Origin of the sequence: Falsochrobactrum shanghaiense, from assembly GCF_003149535.1 — a bacterium.
Lineage (GTDB): Bacteria > Pseudomonadota > Alphaproteobacteria > Rhizobiales > Rhizobiaceae > Brucella > Brucella shanghaiense.
The window spans coordinates 591,375-608,817 of sequence record NZ_QGDB01000002.1 but is presented as its reverse complement, the minus strand read 5'-3'; the positions used below and the strand labels follow the sequence as shown (position 1 = coordinate 608,817).

Below are 17,443 nucleotides of genomic sequence, written 5' to 3'. Positions count from 1 at the left end.
CTGACTTAGCCAGAGTATGGGAACTACAGATCAAAGCGTTGAAAGGAACCTGTTGATCATGTCCAGCACGAAGACAATCGCTGCCGCATCGGCATTCGCTGGCGCGCTCGCCCTGCTTGCCTCGGCGACGGTGCCTGCGTCCGCGCAACAGCAACAGCCGCCGCAGGGTTGGTTCAAGGTTTGCTCCAAGCAGGAAGACAATGATATTTGCAACACGCAGAACATTGTCACCGCCGATTCAGGCCAACTCCTCACCGCCGTCAACCTCATTGAGATCACAGGCAAGATCAATCGCAAGATTTTTCAGGTCACCGTGCCGATCGGTCGTCTGATCCCGGCAGGTGTCGGCCTTCAGATCGATACCAACAAGCCCACGAAACTCGAATACGGCATTTGCTTCCCTGATCGCTGCATCGCCGAAGCGCCGCTTTCCGACGATCTCGTCAATGCGCTCAAGAAGGGCGGCAAGCTGACGCTTACCTCGGTCAACTATCAGAACAAGCAGAACCCGATTCCGGTAACGCTGAGCGGCTTCACGCAGGCTTTGACGGGTCCGGGCCTCAAGCAGTCCGAGCTTGAAGAGCGCCAGAAGGAGCTTCAGGAAGCAGTCCAGGCGCGCCAGAAGGAATTCGAGGCCAAGATGAAGGCCGAGCAGGAAAAAGCCAAGTCCGGCAATTGATTGCCAGTCTTGTCAAACAAAAAGGGCGCTTCGAGCGCCCTTTTTCGCAAACCGTTTCACAGTTTTTCTGAAAATGCTCTAACGACAGAAACCGTCAGCCTCAGTTTACATGCGCTTTCGAGCGATAGGTGCCGTTGTCAAGCCGTTCGAACATCTGCTTCACATCCGGGTGGCGCAATGGTTCCCCGCTCAGATCGGGTCCGAGATTTTGCTCGGATACGTAGGCAACATATTCGGAGGCCGAGTTTTCGGCCAGCAAATGATAAAAAGGCTGGTCGCGGCGCGGTCGGCTGTCCTCGGGAATGGATTCGTACCATTCTTCGGTATTCGCGAATTCAGGGTCCACGTCGAAGATGATTCCCCGAAATGCGAAAAGCCGGTGTTTGACCACCTGGCCTATCTGGAACTTTGCGTGTTTTATCTGTGTCATAGCCATAAGACTTATGTAGTTTGCGTCCCCGCGAAGTAAAGCCTGCGGGGAATGCAATTTATGTTGCGTGATTGCCGTTATCGCCGGGCCTATTCCTTGTGTATTTTGGCGGGCTGGGAAGCCGCGGCAGGAAATGTGCAAAGCCGCTGCCGGGCCGCAGGCCCTCACGCATGAAGAAGGCTCTGAGCGGTGCGAATGAGCGCAGCATTTCCAATCCCATGCCACGCAGGATCTGCGCGGGCAGCATGGGGGAGAGCAGGGAGCGGTTGAGCGCATCCACCGATCCCGTGCGCGCCAGAATATCGGGCCGTCGTCCCCGGTCGTAAGCGCGGATTACGCGCTCGGAACCCGGATCGGACGGGTCTTTTGAAATGGCATCGAGCAAGGTTTCCACATCGCGTGAGCCCAGATTGAGGCCCTGCGCGCCAATGGGAGGGAAGACATGCGCGGCCTCGCCGACCAGAACGGTCCGCCTTGCGGCAAAGACATGGGGAACGAGGCCCGATAGCGGCCAGGCTTGCGGCTTCGTTTCCAGCGTCACCTTGCCCAGCATGGATTGCATCATGCTCTCAATCCGGCCTGCCAATGCCGTATCGTCGAGCGCCAGCAAGGTCTCGGCCTTGCCGGGATTGATAACCCATACAAGGCTGGAGCGCCTGCCCGTGAGCGGAACCTGTGTGAAGGGGCCTTCCTCGGTATGAAACTCCGTCGAGATATTCTGATGATCGAGCGTGTGGGCGAATGACAGCACCATGGCCGTCTGCGGATAGGACCAGCGCCGGGTGCGGATGCCTGCTGCCTCGCGCGCTGCCGAATTGCGTCCGTCCGCTGCCACGACGAGGCGTGTATGCAGCGTTTGTCCGTCTGAAAGCGTGATCGTTATATGATCGCCATTGTTGCGATATTCGATCGCGGGCAAGTAATTGCGCTCGATGCTGCTGTTTTGCGCCACCGCTTCGGCGAGTTTCTCGTTGAGTACCGCATTGGGAATATTGTAGCCGAAGGCTGTTTCATCGATTTCGCTGGCGCGAAATGTAACGGTCGGGCTGCGGATCAGGCGCTCGGTCGCATCGATAATGCGCATGGAAGCAAGCGGTGCGGTATGCGGCTGGATGGCGTTCCAGACGCCGAGCTCTTCCAGAAAGCGGATTGCAGGCATCATCAGCGCCGTCGTGCGGCGGTCGTTCCTGTCGGTTTCGGGGCCGAGCAGCGTGGTGCGATAGCCTTTACCGGCGAGTGCCAGAGCCGCCATCATGCCTGCGGGACCGCCGCCGCTTACCACGATCTCGATGAGAGATTTGTCTACCGCTATGTCCGTCATTCTGCTCTATCCTTGGCCATCATGCCGCCCCGGAGAGGATGATTCTCGCCGTATAATTTTCTGTCATATTTAAACGCATATAGAAAAAAGGCCAATGCCATGCCTGCTCAACCTCAATCTTTGGTGGAATGAGGGCGGTTTTGTCTCATGACTTACTTGCTCTTTTGATCTTATTCGGGGAAAGCTTGCAGCATGATTGTGGCTTGCGGATGGGCGCATCAGCCGGAGGAGTCATGGCGACCGCCTCTTGTCGTATGAAACCCGTGGGGCCGTGACACAGAGAAGTGGCGAAGGGCGTGAAAACCAAACTGACCGGAAAAATCAAGACCAGGAAAGTGACCGCGCCGCAGGCCAAGGCATTTTCCGTCCATCTTCTGACTGCATCGGGTTCCTTTCTGGCCTTTCTGTCCATCGTGGCGGCCAGTGACGGGCATTACACCGCCATGTGGTGGTGGCTGGCGCTGGCGCTTTTCGTCGATGGCATCGATGGTCCCATCGCGCGCAGGCTTGAAGTCAAATATGTCTTGCCCAACTGGTCGGGCGAGATGCTCGACAATATCATCGATTATGTCACCTATGTGCTGATCCCCGCCTTCGCCCTTTATCAAAGCGGGTTCATGGGAACCAATCTGTCGTTTCTCTCCGGCGCGATCATCGTGGTTTCCAGTGCAATTTATTATGCCGATACGGGGATGAAGACGAAGGAGAACTTCTTCAAGGGCTTTCCCGTCGTATGGAACATGGTGGTCTTCACCCTGTTCATCGTCAGGCCCGGCGAATGGGTCGCCTTCGCAACGGTTGTTATCTCTGCGTTCCTGTCGTTTTTGCCGATCAACTTCCTGCACCCGGTGCGAGTGGTCCGGCTTCGACCGCTCAATCTGTCGATCTTCTTTCTTTGGTGCGCTTTCGGGGTTGTCGCGCTTTACTACATGCTGGATGCACCCAACTGGGTTCGCATCGGGATCACGGTAACGGGACTTTATATCTATTTCATCGGAGCTATCATGCAGTGGTTTCCCAATCTGGGGCGTACGGCCAGCGTGATTGCCGCCGAGGCTGCAAGCGCCAAAACGAATATAGCGGAGAAAGACGATGATTAATGCCATTCGCGTTCATCAGACGGGTGGACCAGAGGTTCTGCAATATGAACAGGTGGAGATCGGTGAACCGGGGCCGGGCGAGGCGAAAGTGCGCCATGAGGCGGTCGGCCTGAATTTCATCGACGTCTATTTCCGCACCGGGCTTTATAAGGCAGCGCAATTGCCATTCACGCCCGGCAATGAAGGTGCTGGCGTCGTCATCGCCGTCGGCGAGGGGGTTGAAAATCTCGGCGTCGGCGACCGTGTGGCCTATGCCGCAACGCCCGGCTCTTATGCGGATGAACGCATCCTGCCTGCCGACCGTCTGGTGAAGGTGCCTGATGCGGTTGAACTCAAGACCGCTGCTGCGATGATGCTCAAGGGCATGACTGCGCAATATCTGCTGCGCCAGACATTCCGGGTCGGGCCGGAGCATACGATCCTGTTTCATGCGGCTGCAGGCGGCGTCGGGCTGATCGCGGGCCAATGGGCGAAGCACCTTGGGGCGAGAGTTATCGGCACGGCAGGATCGGAAGAAAAAATGGCCCTCGCCAGGGCGCATGGCTACGATCATGTCATCAATTACCGCACCGAAAATTTTGTCGAGCGGGTGCGCGAACTGACCGGCGGCGAAGGCGTTGACGTGGTCTATGATTCCGTTGGCCACGACACCTATATGGGGTCGCTCGATGTGCTCAAGCCGCTGGGCATGTTCGCCTGCTTTGGCCAGTCTTCGGGTACGATTCCGCCTTTCGATCTCAACATTCTGGCACAGAAGGGATCGCTTTTTGCAACGCGCCCGACGCTGTTCAACTATGTCGCCAAGCGGGCCGCTCTGGAAAAAACCGCAAACGAGCTTTTCGACGTGGTGGCGAGCGGTGCGGTGAAAATTGAAATCAACCAGAATTATGCGCTCAAGGATGTGCGCAAGGCGCATGAGGATCTGGAAGCGCGCAAGACGACCGGGACGACCATTCTCATTCCTTAGGGTCTGCCAGGCCTTAGTGTCTGCCGGGAACCGGAATTCAGCGAAAAATATACGGCGGTGCATATATGCGCCGCCGTTTGTTTTAAGTCTTTTCAATCAGGCAACCGCTGGAAGACGAAATCATCTGGAAAGGCTGAAGCGTGTCGCGATTTTTCAGATTCTTTGACTGCCGCTGAAAATATAGCGCTTTCACTCGATGGTTCGCTGTCGCTTGCGGACGTGGCCAAACCCGCGCGGGAAGTGGATCGCCTGTTTGAGACGCTGGAACGGCTCAGATCTGAAGGCAAGTCGATCCTGTATATCTGCCACCGTCTGGAAGAGGTGAAGCGGCTTTGCGATCGTGCAACGGTTTTGGGCCTGAATTTCTATGTTGCGGGCGTTGACGACAAGCTGCCGCAATAATCACAAGTCAAAACAGAAAGGGGGCTGAAAAGCCCCCTTTTTTAATGCGTTTTTTTGCAGATTTATTCTGCTGCGTCGGCTGGCGTTGCATTGAGCAGGCCATAACGCTCTTCGCCAATTTTTTCGAGCAGGTCGAGCTGGGTTTCGAGGAAGTCGATGTGGCCTTCTTCATCCGCCAGCAATTCGTCGAAAAGCTGCTTGGAGACATAATCGCCTAATTCGTCGCAGATTTCGCGCGACTTCTTGTAGGAAGCGCGGGCGTCATATTCACCCTTGAGATCGCACTCCAGAACTTCCTTGACGTTCTGGCCGATGCGCAATGGCGCGACGGTTTGCAGATTTGGGTGGCCTTCGAGGAAGATGATACGGTCGATCAGCTTGTCGGCGTGATGCATTTCTTCGATGGATTCCTCACGCTCTTTCTTGGCAAGACGCGTGAAACCCCAATCATTGAGAAGGCGGTAGTGCAGCCAGTACTGGTTTACCGCACCAAGCTCGAGAAACAGTGCCTCGTTAAGCCGCTCGATGACCTTTGGTTCGCCTTTCATTCCATGAACTCCCGAATTTTTCTCGTAGAGAACGCACACGATCCATGAACTGGATTACGTTTTCGTCCATTTGGTTGCGACGAAGATGATATTCTTCAGTCACTCTTATGATCGTTTCTACGACATTTGGGAAGCAGCCACAGCAGCGACCGCGCTTGGACATGGCGTTGTAGACGGTGCCCGGAACGATTAATTGCCAGCAATCCTCATCGAGAAGTTCGATGACGACAGCTTCAATATCTTTGTCCGTAATAACGTTGCAGCTACAGACTAACATACTCAGTATACTCCAGCATCTGCAACGCGATGTGACAGAACAGAATTCACAGTGCGGAGGGGGGTGTTCTTTTCTTTATGGGCATTAATGCCAAAACAACTGCATTTTGAGTGCAATTCGATTTGCATATCGATGCTAATCCACGCAGATCCGAACAAGTATTCCTCCAATTGCAGGGGGTAAAGGCCCGAACATCAAAGGTAGACTTGGACAAGACTTTCTAAAACTATCCAAGCTAAGTCAGGTTATGGCGACTGGAGGCGGTTTCGTCAAATTTTATGTTTTTGAAACGTTCTAAAAATCAATAACTTAGAATTATTCTAAATATGAGTTAACTACCCATCTTTAAAGGTTAATTGGCGATTTACACCGCTTGAAACAGGACAAATTTTGCCCTGTTCTTGCTTGTTGCGATATTTCGCCGCACTTTGTGGAAAACGCTCTGGAAAGAGGTTTTCAGATGCCTTCGATGGCCTCGAAACCTTCGAACTGCGGTGGGCCGGCATAGAGCGACTTGTTGGTTCCCGCATTGCGATGCGCATTGCGGAACTGCTCGGACCTGGTCCAGAAGATGAAATCGTCACGATTGCGCCAGACGGTGTGTGAAGAATAAAGCGTGTAGCCTTCCTCTTCATTGGTGGCGCCGCGCAGCAGATGGAAAGTTTCAAAGCCCGGCAATTCGGCAAGCTGCGAATCCCGGTTTTTCCACACGGCTTCAAAATCGGCTTCCGATCCGATGTTCACCTTGAAGCGGTTCATGGCGATAAACATTGCTGATCCTTTCTGTGAAGATGGGCTGGCTATAGGCTGGCTATCTAAAGCATGTCGCCCGTAAGTGGGAACCGGTTTCGGGATAACAACATGCGTAAAAACAAAAACTTAAAGCGCATCCCGAAAAGTGTGAAACGGTTTTCGGAAAAGATGCGCGTTAAAACAAAAACTGAAAGCGTAAGGAGCGAATCTGAAAGATCGCGACACGCTTTAGGGACAATTGCATAGATGCCGAGGAAAGTCCCGGTGAATGGGAACAAAATTCCGGCGAATGCGGTGGTAGGGTCCGCATTCGCCGCGCCGTATCCAAGCGGAACACCAAAGCCGCGGTCAGAGATGGCTGGTCCCTCTGGATGCGACGATTGTTTTCGAAAAGCAGGTGCCTGCCGAAATTTTTAGAACTGGAACTGCGTCGCCACGAGGAAGGTACGGCCGCGCCCGCCGCCATAAATGCTTAGAGCAGGCGTGTAGCTTTCGTCCGCGACGTTGAGCACCTGAAACGACATATCGACCGTATCGGTGAATTTGTATTTCGCGAACAGATCCACCAGCGTGTAAGGATCGCTGTCGTCTCCCTCCAGCGTCTTCCCGCTCGATACGTGCTGCACGCGCGCACCGGCCTCAAGCTTGCGTTCGAAGAAGCGGGCTCCGGCGGTAACAGTGACGATGTCTTCAGGCAGATACTGATTGCCGCCCAGATAGTTTTGCTCCGGCAGATCAGACTTCGAATGCGTATAGGCGATACCGGCAAAGGCGAAGCCTGCATCATATCTCGCATCAAGTTCGAAGCCTTTAACGGTCGAGGTGCCTTCGACATTGGCAAATGAACTATAATCGGGTGCGAGCGTGATATAGTCTTCCACGCGCATGGTGTAATAATTCGCCTTGATCCGCAGCCCGTCTTCGGCGGTGAGAATTCCATCACGGGCGATGTTGACGCCGAACTCCCAGCCGCGCTGCTTTTCGGGGCGCAAATCGGGATTGCCGTGCATCATGCCGGTCCCTGCATGGGCAACGCCACCAAGAAATGTCTCTTGCAGGGTCGGGGTGCGCATGGAATGCGCATAGGTCACGTAAGGCTGGAGCCAATCCGTAAGATTGTAGGCGACTGTAACTTTCGGGCTGAGTTCACTATCGTCGTTCGATATGGAGCCGTCTTCGTTTTCAAGCTTGAAATGATCGTAACGAAGCCCGGTGATGACCTGCAAGGCGTTGTAGGTCCATGTCGCTTCGGAAAAAACAGCGGCCTTGTCCGAATTGGCATCGACAGGATTAACGCCTACACTGTTACCGCCCGCATTGTCATGATTATATTCGAAACCGTTTTTCCAACTGACAAGAACGTCGCCAAAGGCAAATCGGGACGTGTTCGAAGCGGTTAGCCCCGTTGTCTCTGTTGAGACCTGCCGGCCTGTGAAACTGCCGGTGCCTTCGCCCCAGTTCTGGTTGGTCACATTGCGGTAAATATTGACGTTAAGATCAAGCAGGTCGTTATCGGAGGGGTTAAACCCATATTGCGCGAAGAAAGTCCGGTTCTGCACGAACATATCGTAGATCGTCGCTCTGCCGCCAAAACCTGCCTGATACGTACCGTAATGGTTATTATATAAAATGCCGCCAAGCGTGAGTTTGTGATCCTCTCCAAAACCGAATTCGGCTTTAAACAGCCCCGAGGTCAGTTCCTGTCCGGTCTCTTCGACGGTTTCGCCGTCGCCATTCTTGTAATCGTTGGAATCACGACGGCTGATCGCTGCTGCAAGACCGAGAGAATTCACGCGAGCGGCCCCTGCAAGCATTTCAGAAAAGCCGGTGCCGTTGCTGCCCCAGGACGCGCGCCCCAGAACGCCGGTGTTCTTGCCCTCCAGCAAGATGTCATCGACTCCGAGCGTGCGAAAATTCACGTTACCCGCCAATGCGCCACCCTGCTCAGTCGTTACCGCGCCGCGTTGAATGTCGATGTCAGCAAGCAGATTAGAGTCGATATAGGAATAGCCAGCCGAGCTATGGTCCGTATTGCGATAGCTTTGCGGTACGCCGTCAATCAGCATATTGACACGGCCCGATCCCTCGAAGCCGCGAATATTAACCGCAACGCCGGGGTTGGAAGCATTTATGGATGTAAAGACACCCGGTTCAGAACGCAGGACATCATCGATTTTGGCTCCGCCAAAGCGATTGATCGTCTGGCGATCAACGGTGCTGGTCGGGGCGGGCGTTTCCTGTGTTCTGGGTGTCTGACGGATTGTGATCGTCTTGAGGGCTACGCCACCTTCACTTGTCGCAGCCTGCTCCTGCGCGATCGCCTGCTGCGCTAAAGCAGAAAGAATAACCGCGAGTCCTGTGCCCGCGAAAAATGCCAGTTTGTGACGCCCGTTTGTTGCCCGCATTGCCTTATCTCTCCTGCGTGCCAAAGCACATATCCCGCACCAATGGCGTGATAACTAAAATAAATCAGATGGTTATGGAGTCCTCTCTTTCCGAGGACGATTTGCTGGCTGGAAGGGCGGGCCTTCGGGCTTGCTCGGGAAAAAGCGAGAATTAAACTTGACTCGATTGATCCAGTAATGCAGTGATTATTAAATGTGAGTGTTATTGTCAACTAATGAATCGGGCAAGTAGCCGCTCACTATTGGTGGATTGGAAGCGGTGCAGAGGCAGGACAATGAACAGGCGTATTCATATTGACATGCAGGTGCGGTTGCCGCGAGAGCGCACCGCAAATCATGCTGCTGAAAGCCCGTCACGCTCGGAGGCTGACAATCGTATTGAAGTGCGTCCGCGCGCTTCCATGCTCGAACCCAAACTCAAGACCTATGGTAGCCGGGAACTGTTCAACGGCTCCCACGAAGTAGCGATAGAGCATGGCGGCTCGCTCTATCGTCTCAGGATCACCCGCCAAGGCAAGCTCATTCTGAACAAATAGGCAGATATAGATGACGACCCAGACCAGGCCCTCCCCAGAGCAAATTATCCAGGCACGGGCGGATAACCCGAAAATGCGTGAGCGAGACTTTGCGCAGAGTCTTGCTATATCCGAAGCTGATTTCATAGCGGCCCATTGCGGTATGGATGAGACTTCGGCAATTTCTGCCCGCCGCATCCGTGCCGATGTTGAAGCATTGCTTAAATCTGCGCCGTCTCTAGGTGAGGTGATGACGCTTACGCGCAATGAAAGCGCGGTCCATGAGAAAATCGGCCCATTTGAAAAAACCGGTTTCAACCAGCACGCATCCATAGCGCTGGGCAAGCAGATCGATCTGCGTATTTTCCCGAAACATTGGGTGCATGGCTTTGCTGTCGCCAAGTATGATGGCGAGCATATCCGCCGCAGCCTGCAGTTTTTCGATGCAGCCGGAGAGGCGGTTCACAAGATACATCTGCGGCCCGCTTCAAATGTCGAAGCCTATGAAGAGCTGGTAAGCGAGCTTCTGCTTGATGACCAGACGCCCAGCATTGAAATCACGCCGCCTGCCGCTGCAAAAGCAAAGGTCGATACGTCATTGGTTGATACCGCTGCCTTCCGCCAGCGCTGGAGCAAACTCACCGATGTTCATCAATTCGTCGGACTCCTGAAGGATTTCGGACTGGAGCGCTATCAGGCGGTGCATCTTGCGGGGAATGATTTCGCGTGGCGCGTGGACACGTCCTCGGTCGAAGCCATGATGCGGCATGCGATTCAGGAAGAGCTTTCGATCATGTGTTTCGTCGGCAGCCGCGGCTGTATCCAGATTCACACCGGCCCGATCCATGAGATCAAAATGATGGGGCCATGGCTGAATGTGCTTGATCCGACATTCCATCTGCATTTGCGCGCGGACCACATCGCGGATGTATGGGTGGTGCGCAAGCCGACAAAGGATGGTCATGTCACGTCGCTGGAGGCATATAATGCCAAGGGTGAACTGATTATCCAGTTCTTTGGTGAGCGTCATGAGGGGGAGACGGAGCTGGCCGATTGGCGTGTCGTTGCTGAAAACCTCCCGCGTCTTCCACAGTCGAGCGCTGCGTAAAGGGGCTGAGCCAACTGCCATGTTACGTATCCACGACTTTACGGTCCTTGCATTCATGTCTGCGTCGCTTCTGTTTGCCGTCGGAGCCCGTGCCGATACGGTCGACAGATTGCCGGACACGTCACGTATTGTTTCCGTCGGCGGTTCGCTGACGGAAATCGTCTATGCACTGGGTGCTGGCGACATGCTGGTCGCGCGCGACGAGACCAGCACCTATCCTGAAGAAACGGCAAAACTGATGGACGTCGGCTATATGCGTCGTCTTTCGCCGGAAGGTGTGCTTGGGGTCAATCCCAGCGGCATCCTGCTTCTGGAAGGCAGCGGCCCTCCGGAAACCTTGCAGGTTCTCGAAAAAGCCTCCGTGCCGATGGTGGTCGTTCCGGATGATCATACCGGCGAGAGCGTGATCCGTAAAATCGAGATTGTTGGCAAGGCGCTCGGGCTGGAAAGCAAGGCCAAGGCGCTGGCTGACGATGTTGCGCGCGATCTTGAGGCAGCAGCCAGGATCGCAGCCAATCAAAATCCGCGTAAACGCGTCTTGTTCATCATTTCCGCGCAAGGCGGACGCTTTACGGCGTCGGGAACGGGAACGGGTGCAAATGGCATCATAACCCTTGCCGGCGGCGTCAATGCCATCGACGCCTATCAGGGCTACAAGCAGTTGACCGATGAAGCCATCGAACAAGCCGCCCCGGACGCAATTCTCATAATGGACATCGGCAAGGACAGCGTGCTGAAGGATGAATTGCTGAAAAACCCTCTTCTCGCAAATACGCCAGCCGGGAGAAGCGGAAATATCATTCAGATGGATTCATTGTATCTGCTGGGCTTCGGGCCGCGTACCGGTGCTGCAAGTCGTGAGCTTTCTCAGAAGCTTTATGGTGAGCAAGCCGTGCAATAGCTTCGTCTGGGCATGGAGCGTTTCCAGCAGATGCCGGGGCCGATCCTGCGTCGGACAATACGATAAAACAAAGACTTGAAAAGCGGTTTTGGTGTTTTTCCTTAAACAAAAACCGCTCCACTAAGGAATACCGTAATGAACAGCCAGACCCGCGTGGCGGAATCAGGAAATTCTGTCATGCGTGATCAAGCCAGGGCTTTCCATGTCGGAGACCGTTCGGCACGGGCGCGCCTTGCCATCGTGGTCTTGGCAATTGCCCTTTGCCTGACGGGATTGTTCAGCCTGACGGCAGGGGCATCCGATGCGTCGGCGCTGAGTGTCCTGCGCGCTCTGATTTTTGGCACTCAGGACAGCTTTGAAACCTTTCGCCGCGACCATCTGATAATTATGGAAATCCGTTTCCCTCGTATCGTCATGGGAGTGCTGGTGGGTGCGGCGCTGGCGGTGTCGGGCGCAGTCATGCAGGGTCTGTTTCGCAACCCTCTGGCTGATCCGGGGCTGGTCGGCGTTTCCGCGGGGGCGGGGCTGGGCGCTGTATCGATGATCGTTCTGGGCGGCACCATACTTGCCCCCATTTATGGAATGCTGGGTATTTTCGCCTTGCCTGTCGCAGCCTTTCTCAGCGGGCTTGTTACGACGATGCTCCTTTATCGGGTGGCGACGCGTCGCGGGCGGACTTCCGTAGCAACCATGCTTCTGGCAGGCATCGCGCTTGGTGCGCTGGCGGGCGCCGCGACGGGCGCGCTGGTATATGTTTCCGATGACCGTCAGCTGCGCGATCTGACTTTCTGGGGCCTTGGCTCGCTGGCAGGCGCCACATGGACCAAGATTGCAACCGCCGGGCCCATTATTGCGGCCGTGCTCGTTGCAACGCCTTTTCTGGCGCGCGGCCTGAATGCCCTGGCGCTCGGGGAGGCTGCGGCGGGCCATCTTGGCATCCCTGTTCAGCGCATCAAGCATGTCTCCATCGTGACGGTTGCGGCGGCTGTCGGCGCAACGGTGGCTATTTCAGGCGGAATCGGCTTCATTGGCATCGTGGTGCCGCATATGCTGCGGCTGAGCATCGGCCCGGACCATCGTTATTTGCTGCCTGCCTCGGCACTGTTGGGAGCGATCATGCTCCTGCTTGCCGATGCTGTCAGCCGGACGATCGTGGCGCCCGCCGAATTGCCCATCGGCATTATAACCGCCGTTTGCGGTGCACCGTTCTTCCTCTGGATATTGCTGCGCCAGCGCGGCGTTCTGGACCTGTGAGGCGAATAAGATGATTGAAACAAATGCCTTGGGCGTTGTCATTGGCGGCAAGACGATCATCGAAGATGTGAACTTCGTGGCGCATCCCCGAAAGGTGACTGCAATCGTTGGCCCTAACGGTTCAGGAAAAACGACGCTTTTGCGCGCACTTTCGGGCGACCTGCCTTATACGGGATCGGCCAGCCTCGATGGTGAGAATTTCAGGAATATCAAGCCGTGGAAAATGGCGGCGCGGCGTGCCGTCCTGCCGCAAGCCAATGCGCTTTCCTTTCCCTTCACAGTGCGTGAAGTCGTGCGGATAGGCCTGACGGGCGGGTTTAGCGGCGTGTCGGCACAAGAGCAGGAACGCCTTCCCGACCTCGCCTTGCAGATGGTGGATCTGGGAGGCTTCAGCGGCAGATACTATCAGGAACTTTCCGGCGGCGAGCAGCAGCGCGTACAGCTTGCCCGTGTCTTGTGTCAGGTCTGGAAGCCGGTTGTCGACGGTAGGCCGCGCTATCTCCTGCTTGATGAGCCGATTTCAAGCCTCGATATAAAACACCAGATCGTGGTCATGGAGATTGCTCGTAAATTCGCGGCAGCCGGTGGCGGGGTGATTGCGATTTTGCATGATCTCAATCTGACAGCCATGTTCGCGGATAGCGTCGCTGTCATGCATAAGGGGCATCTTGATACGATCGGCATGCCCGAGGAAGCGCTCACCGATGACCGGCTTGAGCGCGTCTATGAATGTTCGTTGAAGGTCGGCGTGCCGCCAGCGCGCGGTATTCCTTTCATTCTGCCGCAGTCTGCCTATAGTGCTGCGGCGGAATGAGGGCTGAACGGTATATCTGTCTAAAGCATGTCGCCCGAAAGTGGGAACCGGTTTCGGGATAACGACATGCGTTAAAACAACAACTTAAAGCGCATCCCGAAAAGTGTGAAACGGTTTTCGGAAAAGATGCGCGTTAAAACAAAAACTGAAAGCGTAAGGAGCGAATCTGAAAGATCGCGACACACTTTAGCCCACCAGCCGTTCGGCTTCGGGTTCATCGATGCCGAGCAAGGCGCGCACATTTGGGCGCGCCTTGACCATATCGGCGATGCTATATTTCATCAAAACCGCAAAGAAGGCGTTCAGCGCTTCACGCAGTGATGAATTAAGCGCACAGCTATTCACGAGCGGGCAGTCCGAGGCGTCATTCTCAAAGCATTCCGCCATGGCGAAGTTTTCTTCGGTCACACGCACGACATCAAACAGCGAAATATCCTTGGCTTCACGTCCGAGCCGAATACCGCCATTTCGCCCGCGTATGGTTTCAATCAGGCCATTGCCGACGAGGGGCTGAAGAATTTTGAACAGAAACAGTTCTGAAACGCCATAAGCACGGGCGATTTCCGGTACGCGGCTTAGCTTTTCATCATTGGCGGCACAATACATGAGCATTCGAATGGCATAATTCGTCTGACGGGTAAGGCGCATTGAATATTCCTTTCAGCATCTGCCAAATCTTTCCGGCTTTGCGGTGACAAGTCCAGAAAGCTCGCTCTCCGGTCCGGCTCATGATCGCTCTGCTATACCGGGTATCAAGCCCGGAATTTGGACTATGGTAGACTCTGATTCCACTTTAGAACTATTCTTAAAATATATGAAGCCTTTTCTCATCTTTAAAGGGCGAAAAAGCATTTTATCTTTTTATTGGCAAACATCGATCCATTTAGCGGCGACAAGTTCGGCCATATGGTCAGGCGAAATGCGCACGGCGCTATTGGTTGCGCCTGCTGCGGGCACCACTTCATCGAAGCTTTTCAATGAAAGATCGCAATAGACGGGCAGGGGGCTTGGCAATCCAAACGGGCAGACGCCGCCCACCGGATGGCTGGTCTGGCTTAATACGCTTTCTGCATCGAGCATGCGCGGCTTTGTGCCAAAATGGTCCTTGAACTTGCGATTATCGATGCGCGCGTCGCCCCGTGTGACGATGAGTATCGTCTGTTCCTTTGCCGCGATGGAAAGGGTTTTGGCGATCTGGCCGGGTTCCACACCGTGAGCCTGCGCCGCCAGAGCGACCGTGGCGGTGCTGGTCGGCAATTCGATAACTTCAATCTCTGGCGCCTTGTTTGCGAAAAACGCCTTTACAGATTCCAGACTCATCAGCGCCCTCGCGATCTCAACATGACTTTCAACATCAGGCTATCTGCCGCCTTTACAAAGAGCAAGGCATCATCCTTGCAGGGGGCAGGCGGCGAGCCTTTCTCTCGATCTACAGGCCGCTTGACCATCTACCACTTGCGCGCGCACGGTGGGTTTGCGCACAATGGGGTTGCGTGGGGCTGTTCTGTGGAGGACGACATGAACTCGATCACGGGCGGATGCCTATGTGGTAAAGTCCGATTTGGCCTGACCGGCGCACCCTATCGGGTGGGCATCTGTCACTGCATGGATTGCCGCAAACATCACGGCGCGCTTTTTCATGCTTCGGCAATTTTTCCAGAGGCTGCGGTTAGCATTGAGGGCGAGACAAGCGAATATCGCGGACGCCATTTTTGTCCGCTTTGCGGATCGCCTGTGTTCGGCAGGAGTAATGACGAGATCGAAGTAAACCTGGGGTCGCTGGACGCACCTGACCAGTTTATGCCGACCTATGAGCTTTGGACCATACGCCGGGAAAACTGGCTGCCGGATTTTCCGATAAAGCGGCAGTATGAACGAGATCGGGAATCGTCGGGGAGAAGCGAGGATTGAGTGCCGGAATTTCGGAATTGCCACATCAGAGAGCGAAATCACCGCCTTTATATCAAGTTTCCTGATAACTTGACCTTCTCGCGTGCCTCTACCAGATATTTCGCTGATAGGGGGATTTCTGATGGTACTTTCAACACAACAACAAATGCTCATCGAGCAGCGTGTCACCAACGAAGCCAAATCGGTTGGTGCCGCATATTTGCTTTGGTTCTTTCTCTGGTTTTTCTCCGCGCACCGGTTTTATTTGGGCCGTCCCGGTACGGCAGTACTTCAGATATTGTCCTATTTCATTCTTATCGGTTTCATCTGGGTTTTGATTGACGCCTTCCTGATTCCGGGAATGGTGCAGAGCCAGAAAGAGGATGTGCGCCGCCGCCTTACCCAGGACGCAATGATCGGAGCTTCAAGTTAAACCGCTCGCCTGCTGCGTTCTATCGCTATGCCATAGCGCCATACGACTCGGAGAGCCCCTTCTTTATCGGGAAGGGATCGTCCTTTGGCATCCCCGATGGGAGCTGAGATTTGGAATGCGAGCAAACGGATTCCTGCGGACGGCCTTTCGTTATTCTCCTTCCAGTCTTCTTTCCTTCTCCTCCTTATCTTTATCGTAATGCCACTTTATGGCGAAGAACATGCAAACGCCTAACACGACAATCTTGAACGCCATTAGGCCTACAGGAATCCATTCCATCTTTTAAATATTTCCATACTGCTATCTATCGGGACGTGCACTAGCACAATATTTCGGGTTCAGGTGCTCACTTTTTTGTCTGTTCGCGCTTTAAGAGCCTGAATCATAATGAATGTAATGATATCAGGCTCTTGCGATACGCCGTGTGAGGAAGCGGATATTTGCGATGTATATCCACGCTTCGGAAGAAGCGATAGTTTTCTCGAAGTCTTTGGCCAGTCTGCGACACCTTCCCAGCCATGCAAATGTTCGCTCGACCACCCATCGGCGTGGCAGGGCTTCGAAACCGTTGGCCTGATCGGAGCGCTTGACAATTTCCAGTGTAAACTTTCCGACCTTTTCCAGCCTGCCTCTGAGCTTGGGGCCTGCATATCCGCCGTCAGCAAAGATATGTCGCAGCCACGGCCATCGTTTGAGTATGGTTTTCAAGACGTCCGGTGCGCCATCGCGATCCTGAATACCCGCAGAATGGATCACCAGACCAACCATCAAGCCAAGGGTATCAACGACAATGTGACGCTTACGTCCGTTAATCTTCTTTCCCGCGTCAAAGCCCCGTATTCCGCCACTTTCCGTGGTTCTAACTGACTGGCTGTCGATGACGCCAGCCGTTGGACTGGGCTGCCTGTCAGCCTGCTCACGCGCCAGCATCACAAGCGTGTTGTTGATGGTACGCAGCAAGCCTTCATCGCGCCAGCGGTAGAAGTATTTCTGTACCGTCGAGAATGGTGGGAAATCGGTTGGCAGAAGCCGCCACGCACCGCCAGAAGATGCGATATAAAGAAGCGCGTTTACCACCTCACGCAGATCCGTTTTGCGAGGGCGACCAAGGTATCTGGGCAAAGGCATCAGCGGTTCGATCACTGACCATTCCGCATCCGTTAAATCAGTTGCATAGCGCGAATTGCGTCGTACATAGTGGCGGCGAGCGGTTACTGTCCAGGCCATTGTGATCTCCATCGAATGTAAGCAATCCGATTGAATCATAACCTACTGTAATCGCTCAACCCTTTTTGGAACAGGCTCTAAGAGATTTCGTCGTTTTGGCTGGTTGTGGATGCGCTTCATCAAGAAGTTCACACCTTCTTACGCGAAGGATTTATGCTCTCCAGGTTCTTATACAACACAATTATTCGCAACTGGCGTCCAATTAAGGATCGCCAGTCAACCTTTGGAGCATTCTGCAATCGGGATCGCATTCGATCTTTATTTAGATATGATGCCAGGAATGCCCGGAAATGCGGTAGAGCAAGTTGACGCCGCCATAAAAGCTGTTAAGAAAGCGACCGAAAAGTGATTGGTTGCAAATTGGCAGCTTTCGTCGATTTGAAATTTCTTACAATAGAGAATGATAATCGAATCAATTA

General features: G+C 54.3%; 20 protein-coding genes and 1 pseudogene. 12 read left to right on the top strand and 9 right to left on the bottom strand.

All coding sequences use genetic code 11. The features are described 5' to 3' along the window. The first annotated feature begins 58 nt into the window (after positions 1-58). Positions 59-679, top strand: a complete 621-nt coding sequence (locus DKP76_RS06710; RefSeq protein WP_109705653.1) for an invasion associated locus B family protein — start codon at positions 59-61, stop codon at positions 677-679. Positions 680-779: 100 nt separating this feature from the next. Here DKP76_RS06710 and hspQ read toward each other — a convergent pair whose 3' ends face one another. After that, on the bottom strand, positions 780-1,115 hold the full coding sequence (hspQ, locus tag DKP76_RS06705) for a heat shock protein HspQ (RefSeq protein ID WP_109705652.1): 336 nt from the start codon (positions 1,113-1,115) through the stop codon (positions 780-782). A 52-nt stretch (positions 1,116-1,167) separates the two neighbouring features. After that, entirely contained in the window at positions 1,168-2,430 is a 1,263-nt protein-coding gene (locus DKP76_RS06700) for a UbiH/UbiF family hydroxylase (protein ID WP_109705651.1), read from the bottom strand. Between the two features lie 284 nt (positions 2,431-2,714). Between DKP76_RS06700 and pcsA the strand changes: the two genes are divergently transcribed. The 3 genes and pseudogenes from pcsA to DKP76_RS06685 all read left to right on the top strand — a co-directional run. Further along, positions 2,715-3,530 carry a phosphatidylcholine synthase gene (gene pcsA / locus DKP76_RS06695; RefSeq protein WP_199224763.1) on the top strand — a complete coding sequence of 272 codons (816 nt, stop codon included), beginning with the start codon at positions 2,715-2,717 and terminating at the stop codon, positions 3,528-3,530. Next, the gene (locus DKP76_RS06690; protein WP_109705650.1) at positions 3,523-4,497 is read left to right on the top strand and encodes a quinone oxidoreductase family protein; all 975 of its coding nucleotides are present in this window, start codon (positions 3,523-3,525) and stop codon (positions 4,495-4,497) included. The genes pcsA and DKP76_RS06690 overlap by 8 nt, the downstream gene beginning before the upstream one ends. Before the next feature lie 86 nt (positions 4,498-4,583). Next, positions 4,584-4,851 (top strand): annotated as a pseudogene (locus tag DKP76_RS06685) (hypothetical protein); the annotation flags it as partial. Positions 4,852-4,961: 110 nt separating this feature from the next. On the opposite strand, the gene bfr reads toward DKP76_RS06685, so the two are convergent. From bfr to DKP76_RS06665, 4 genes are all read right to left on the bottom strand, one after another. Next, positions 4,962-5,447 carry a bacterioferritin gene (gene bfr, locus DKP76_RS06680; RefSeq protein ID WP_109705649.1) on the bottom strand — a complete coding sequence of 162 codons (486 nt, stop codon included), beginning with the start codon at positions 5,445-5,447 and terminating at the stop codon, positions 4,962-4,964. After that, positions 5,413-5,724, bottom strand: a complete 312-nt coding sequence (locus tag DKP76_RS06675; RefSeq protein ID WP_109705648.1) for a (2Fe-2S)-binding protein — start codon at positions 5,722-5,724, stop codon at positions 5,413-5,415. Before DKP76_RS06675 ends, bfr begins: the two co-directional genes overlap by 35 nt. A gap of 456 nt (positions 5,725-6,180) precedes the next feature. After that, positions 6,181-6,495: a heme-degrading protein HmuQ gene (gene hmuQ, locus DKP76_RS06670; protein ID WP_109705647.1), complete on the bottom strand. Its 315-nt coding sequence runs from the start codon at positions 6,493-6,495 to the stop codon at positions 6,181-6,183. A gap of 395 nt (positions 6,496-6,890) precedes the next feature. Beyond that, positions 6,891-8,882, bottom strand: coding sequence for a TonB-dependent receptor domain-containing protein (locus DKP76_RS06665; RefSeq protein WP_109705646.1), 1,992 nt, complete (start codon positions 8,880-8,882; stop codon positions 6,891-6,893). Positions 8,883-9,157: 275 nt separating this feature from the next. Here DKP76_RS06665 and hemP point away from each other — a divergent pair, with 275 nt between their 5' ends. From hemP to DKP76_RS06640, 5 genes are all read left to right on the top strand, one after another. Next, the gene (gene hemP / locus DKP76_RS06660; RefSeq protein WP_109705645.1) at positions 9,158-9,418 is read left to right on the top strand and encodes a hemin uptake protein HemP; all 261 of its coding nucleotides are present in this window, start codon (positions 9,158-9,160) and stop codon (positions 9,416-9,418) included. A 10-nt stretch (positions 9,419-9,428) separates the two neighbouring features. Beyond that, positions 9,429-10,505 (top strand): hemin-degrading factor, encoded by a 1,077-nt coding sequence (locus DKP76_RS06655; RefSeq protein WP_109705644.1) that lies wholly within the window; start codon positions 9,429-9,431, stop codon positions 10,503-10,505. A gap of 19 nt (positions 10,506-10,524) precedes the next feature. Continuing rightward, entirely contained in the window at positions 10,525-11,406 is an 882-nt protein-coding gene (locus tag DKP76_RS06650) for a heme/hemin ABC transporter substrate-binding protein (protein ID WP_109705643.1), read from the top strand. 177 nt (positions 11,407-11,583) lie between these two features. Next, complete coding sequence (locus DKP76_RS06645; protein ID WP_245410162.1) at positions 11,584-12,660, top strand: FecCD family ABC transporter permease; 1,077 nt, start codon at positions 11,584-11,586, stop codon at positions 12,658-12,660. Positions 12,661-12,670: 10 nt separating this feature from the next. Further along, positions 12,671-13,474: a heme ABC transporter ATP-binding protein gene (locus DKP76_RS06640; RefSeq protein WP_109705641.1), complete on the top strand. Its 804-nt coding sequence runs from the start codon at positions 12,671-12,673 to the stop codon at positions 13,472-13,474. Between the two features lie 186 nt (positions 13,475-13,660). Here the strand turns inward: DKP76_RS06640 and rirA are convergent, their stop codons facing one another. Further along, positions 13,661-14,122: an iron-responsive transcriptional regulator RirA gene (gene rirA / locus DKP76_RS06635; RefSeq protein ID WP_109705640.1), complete on the bottom strand. Its 462-nt coding sequence runs from the start codon at positions 14,120-14,122 to the stop codon at positions 13,661-13,663. Positions 14,123-14,335: 213 nt separating this feature from the next. Next, on the bottom strand, positions 14,336-14,794 hold the full coding sequence (locus DKP76_RS06630) for a YbaK/EbsC family protein (RefSeq protein WP_109705639.1): 459 nt from the start codon (positions 14,792-14,794) through the stop codon (positions 14,336-14,338). Between the two features lie 198 nt (positions 14,795-14,992). On the opposite strand from DKP76_RS06630, the gene DKP76_RS06625 reads away from it, so the two are divergent. After that, positions 14,993-15,385, top strand: a complete 393-nt coding sequence (locus tag DKP76_RS06625; protein ID WP_109705638.1) for a GFA family protein — start codon at positions 14,993-14,995, stop codon at positions 15,383-15,385. Positions 15,386-15,506: 121 nt separating this feature from the next. Next, entirely contained in the window at positions 15,507-15,797 is a 291-nt protein-coding gene (locus DKP76_RS06620) for a TM2 domain-containing protein (protein ID WP_109705637.1), read from the top strand. A 402-nt stretch (positions 15,798-16,199) separates the two neighbouring features. On the opposite strand, the gene DKP76_RS06615 is transcribed toward DKP76_RS06620, so the two are convergent. Beyond that, positions 16,200-17,024, bottom strand: coding sequence for an IS5 family transposase (locus DKP76_RS06615; protein WP_109705636.1), 825 nt, complete (start codon positions 17,022-17,024; stop codon positions 16,200-16,202). 109 nt (positions 17,025-17,133) lie between these two features. Here DKP76_RS06615 and DKP76_RS06610 point away from each other — a divergent pair, with 109 nt between their 5' ends. Next, positions 17,134-17,373 carry a hypothetical protein gene (locus tag DKP76_RS06610; RefSeq protein ID WP_245410161.1) on the top strand — a complete coding sequence of 80 codons (240 nt, stop codon included), beginning with the start codon at positions 17,134-17,136 and terminating at the stop codon, positions 17,371-17,373. Positions 17,374-17,443: the final 70 nt, after the last annotated feature.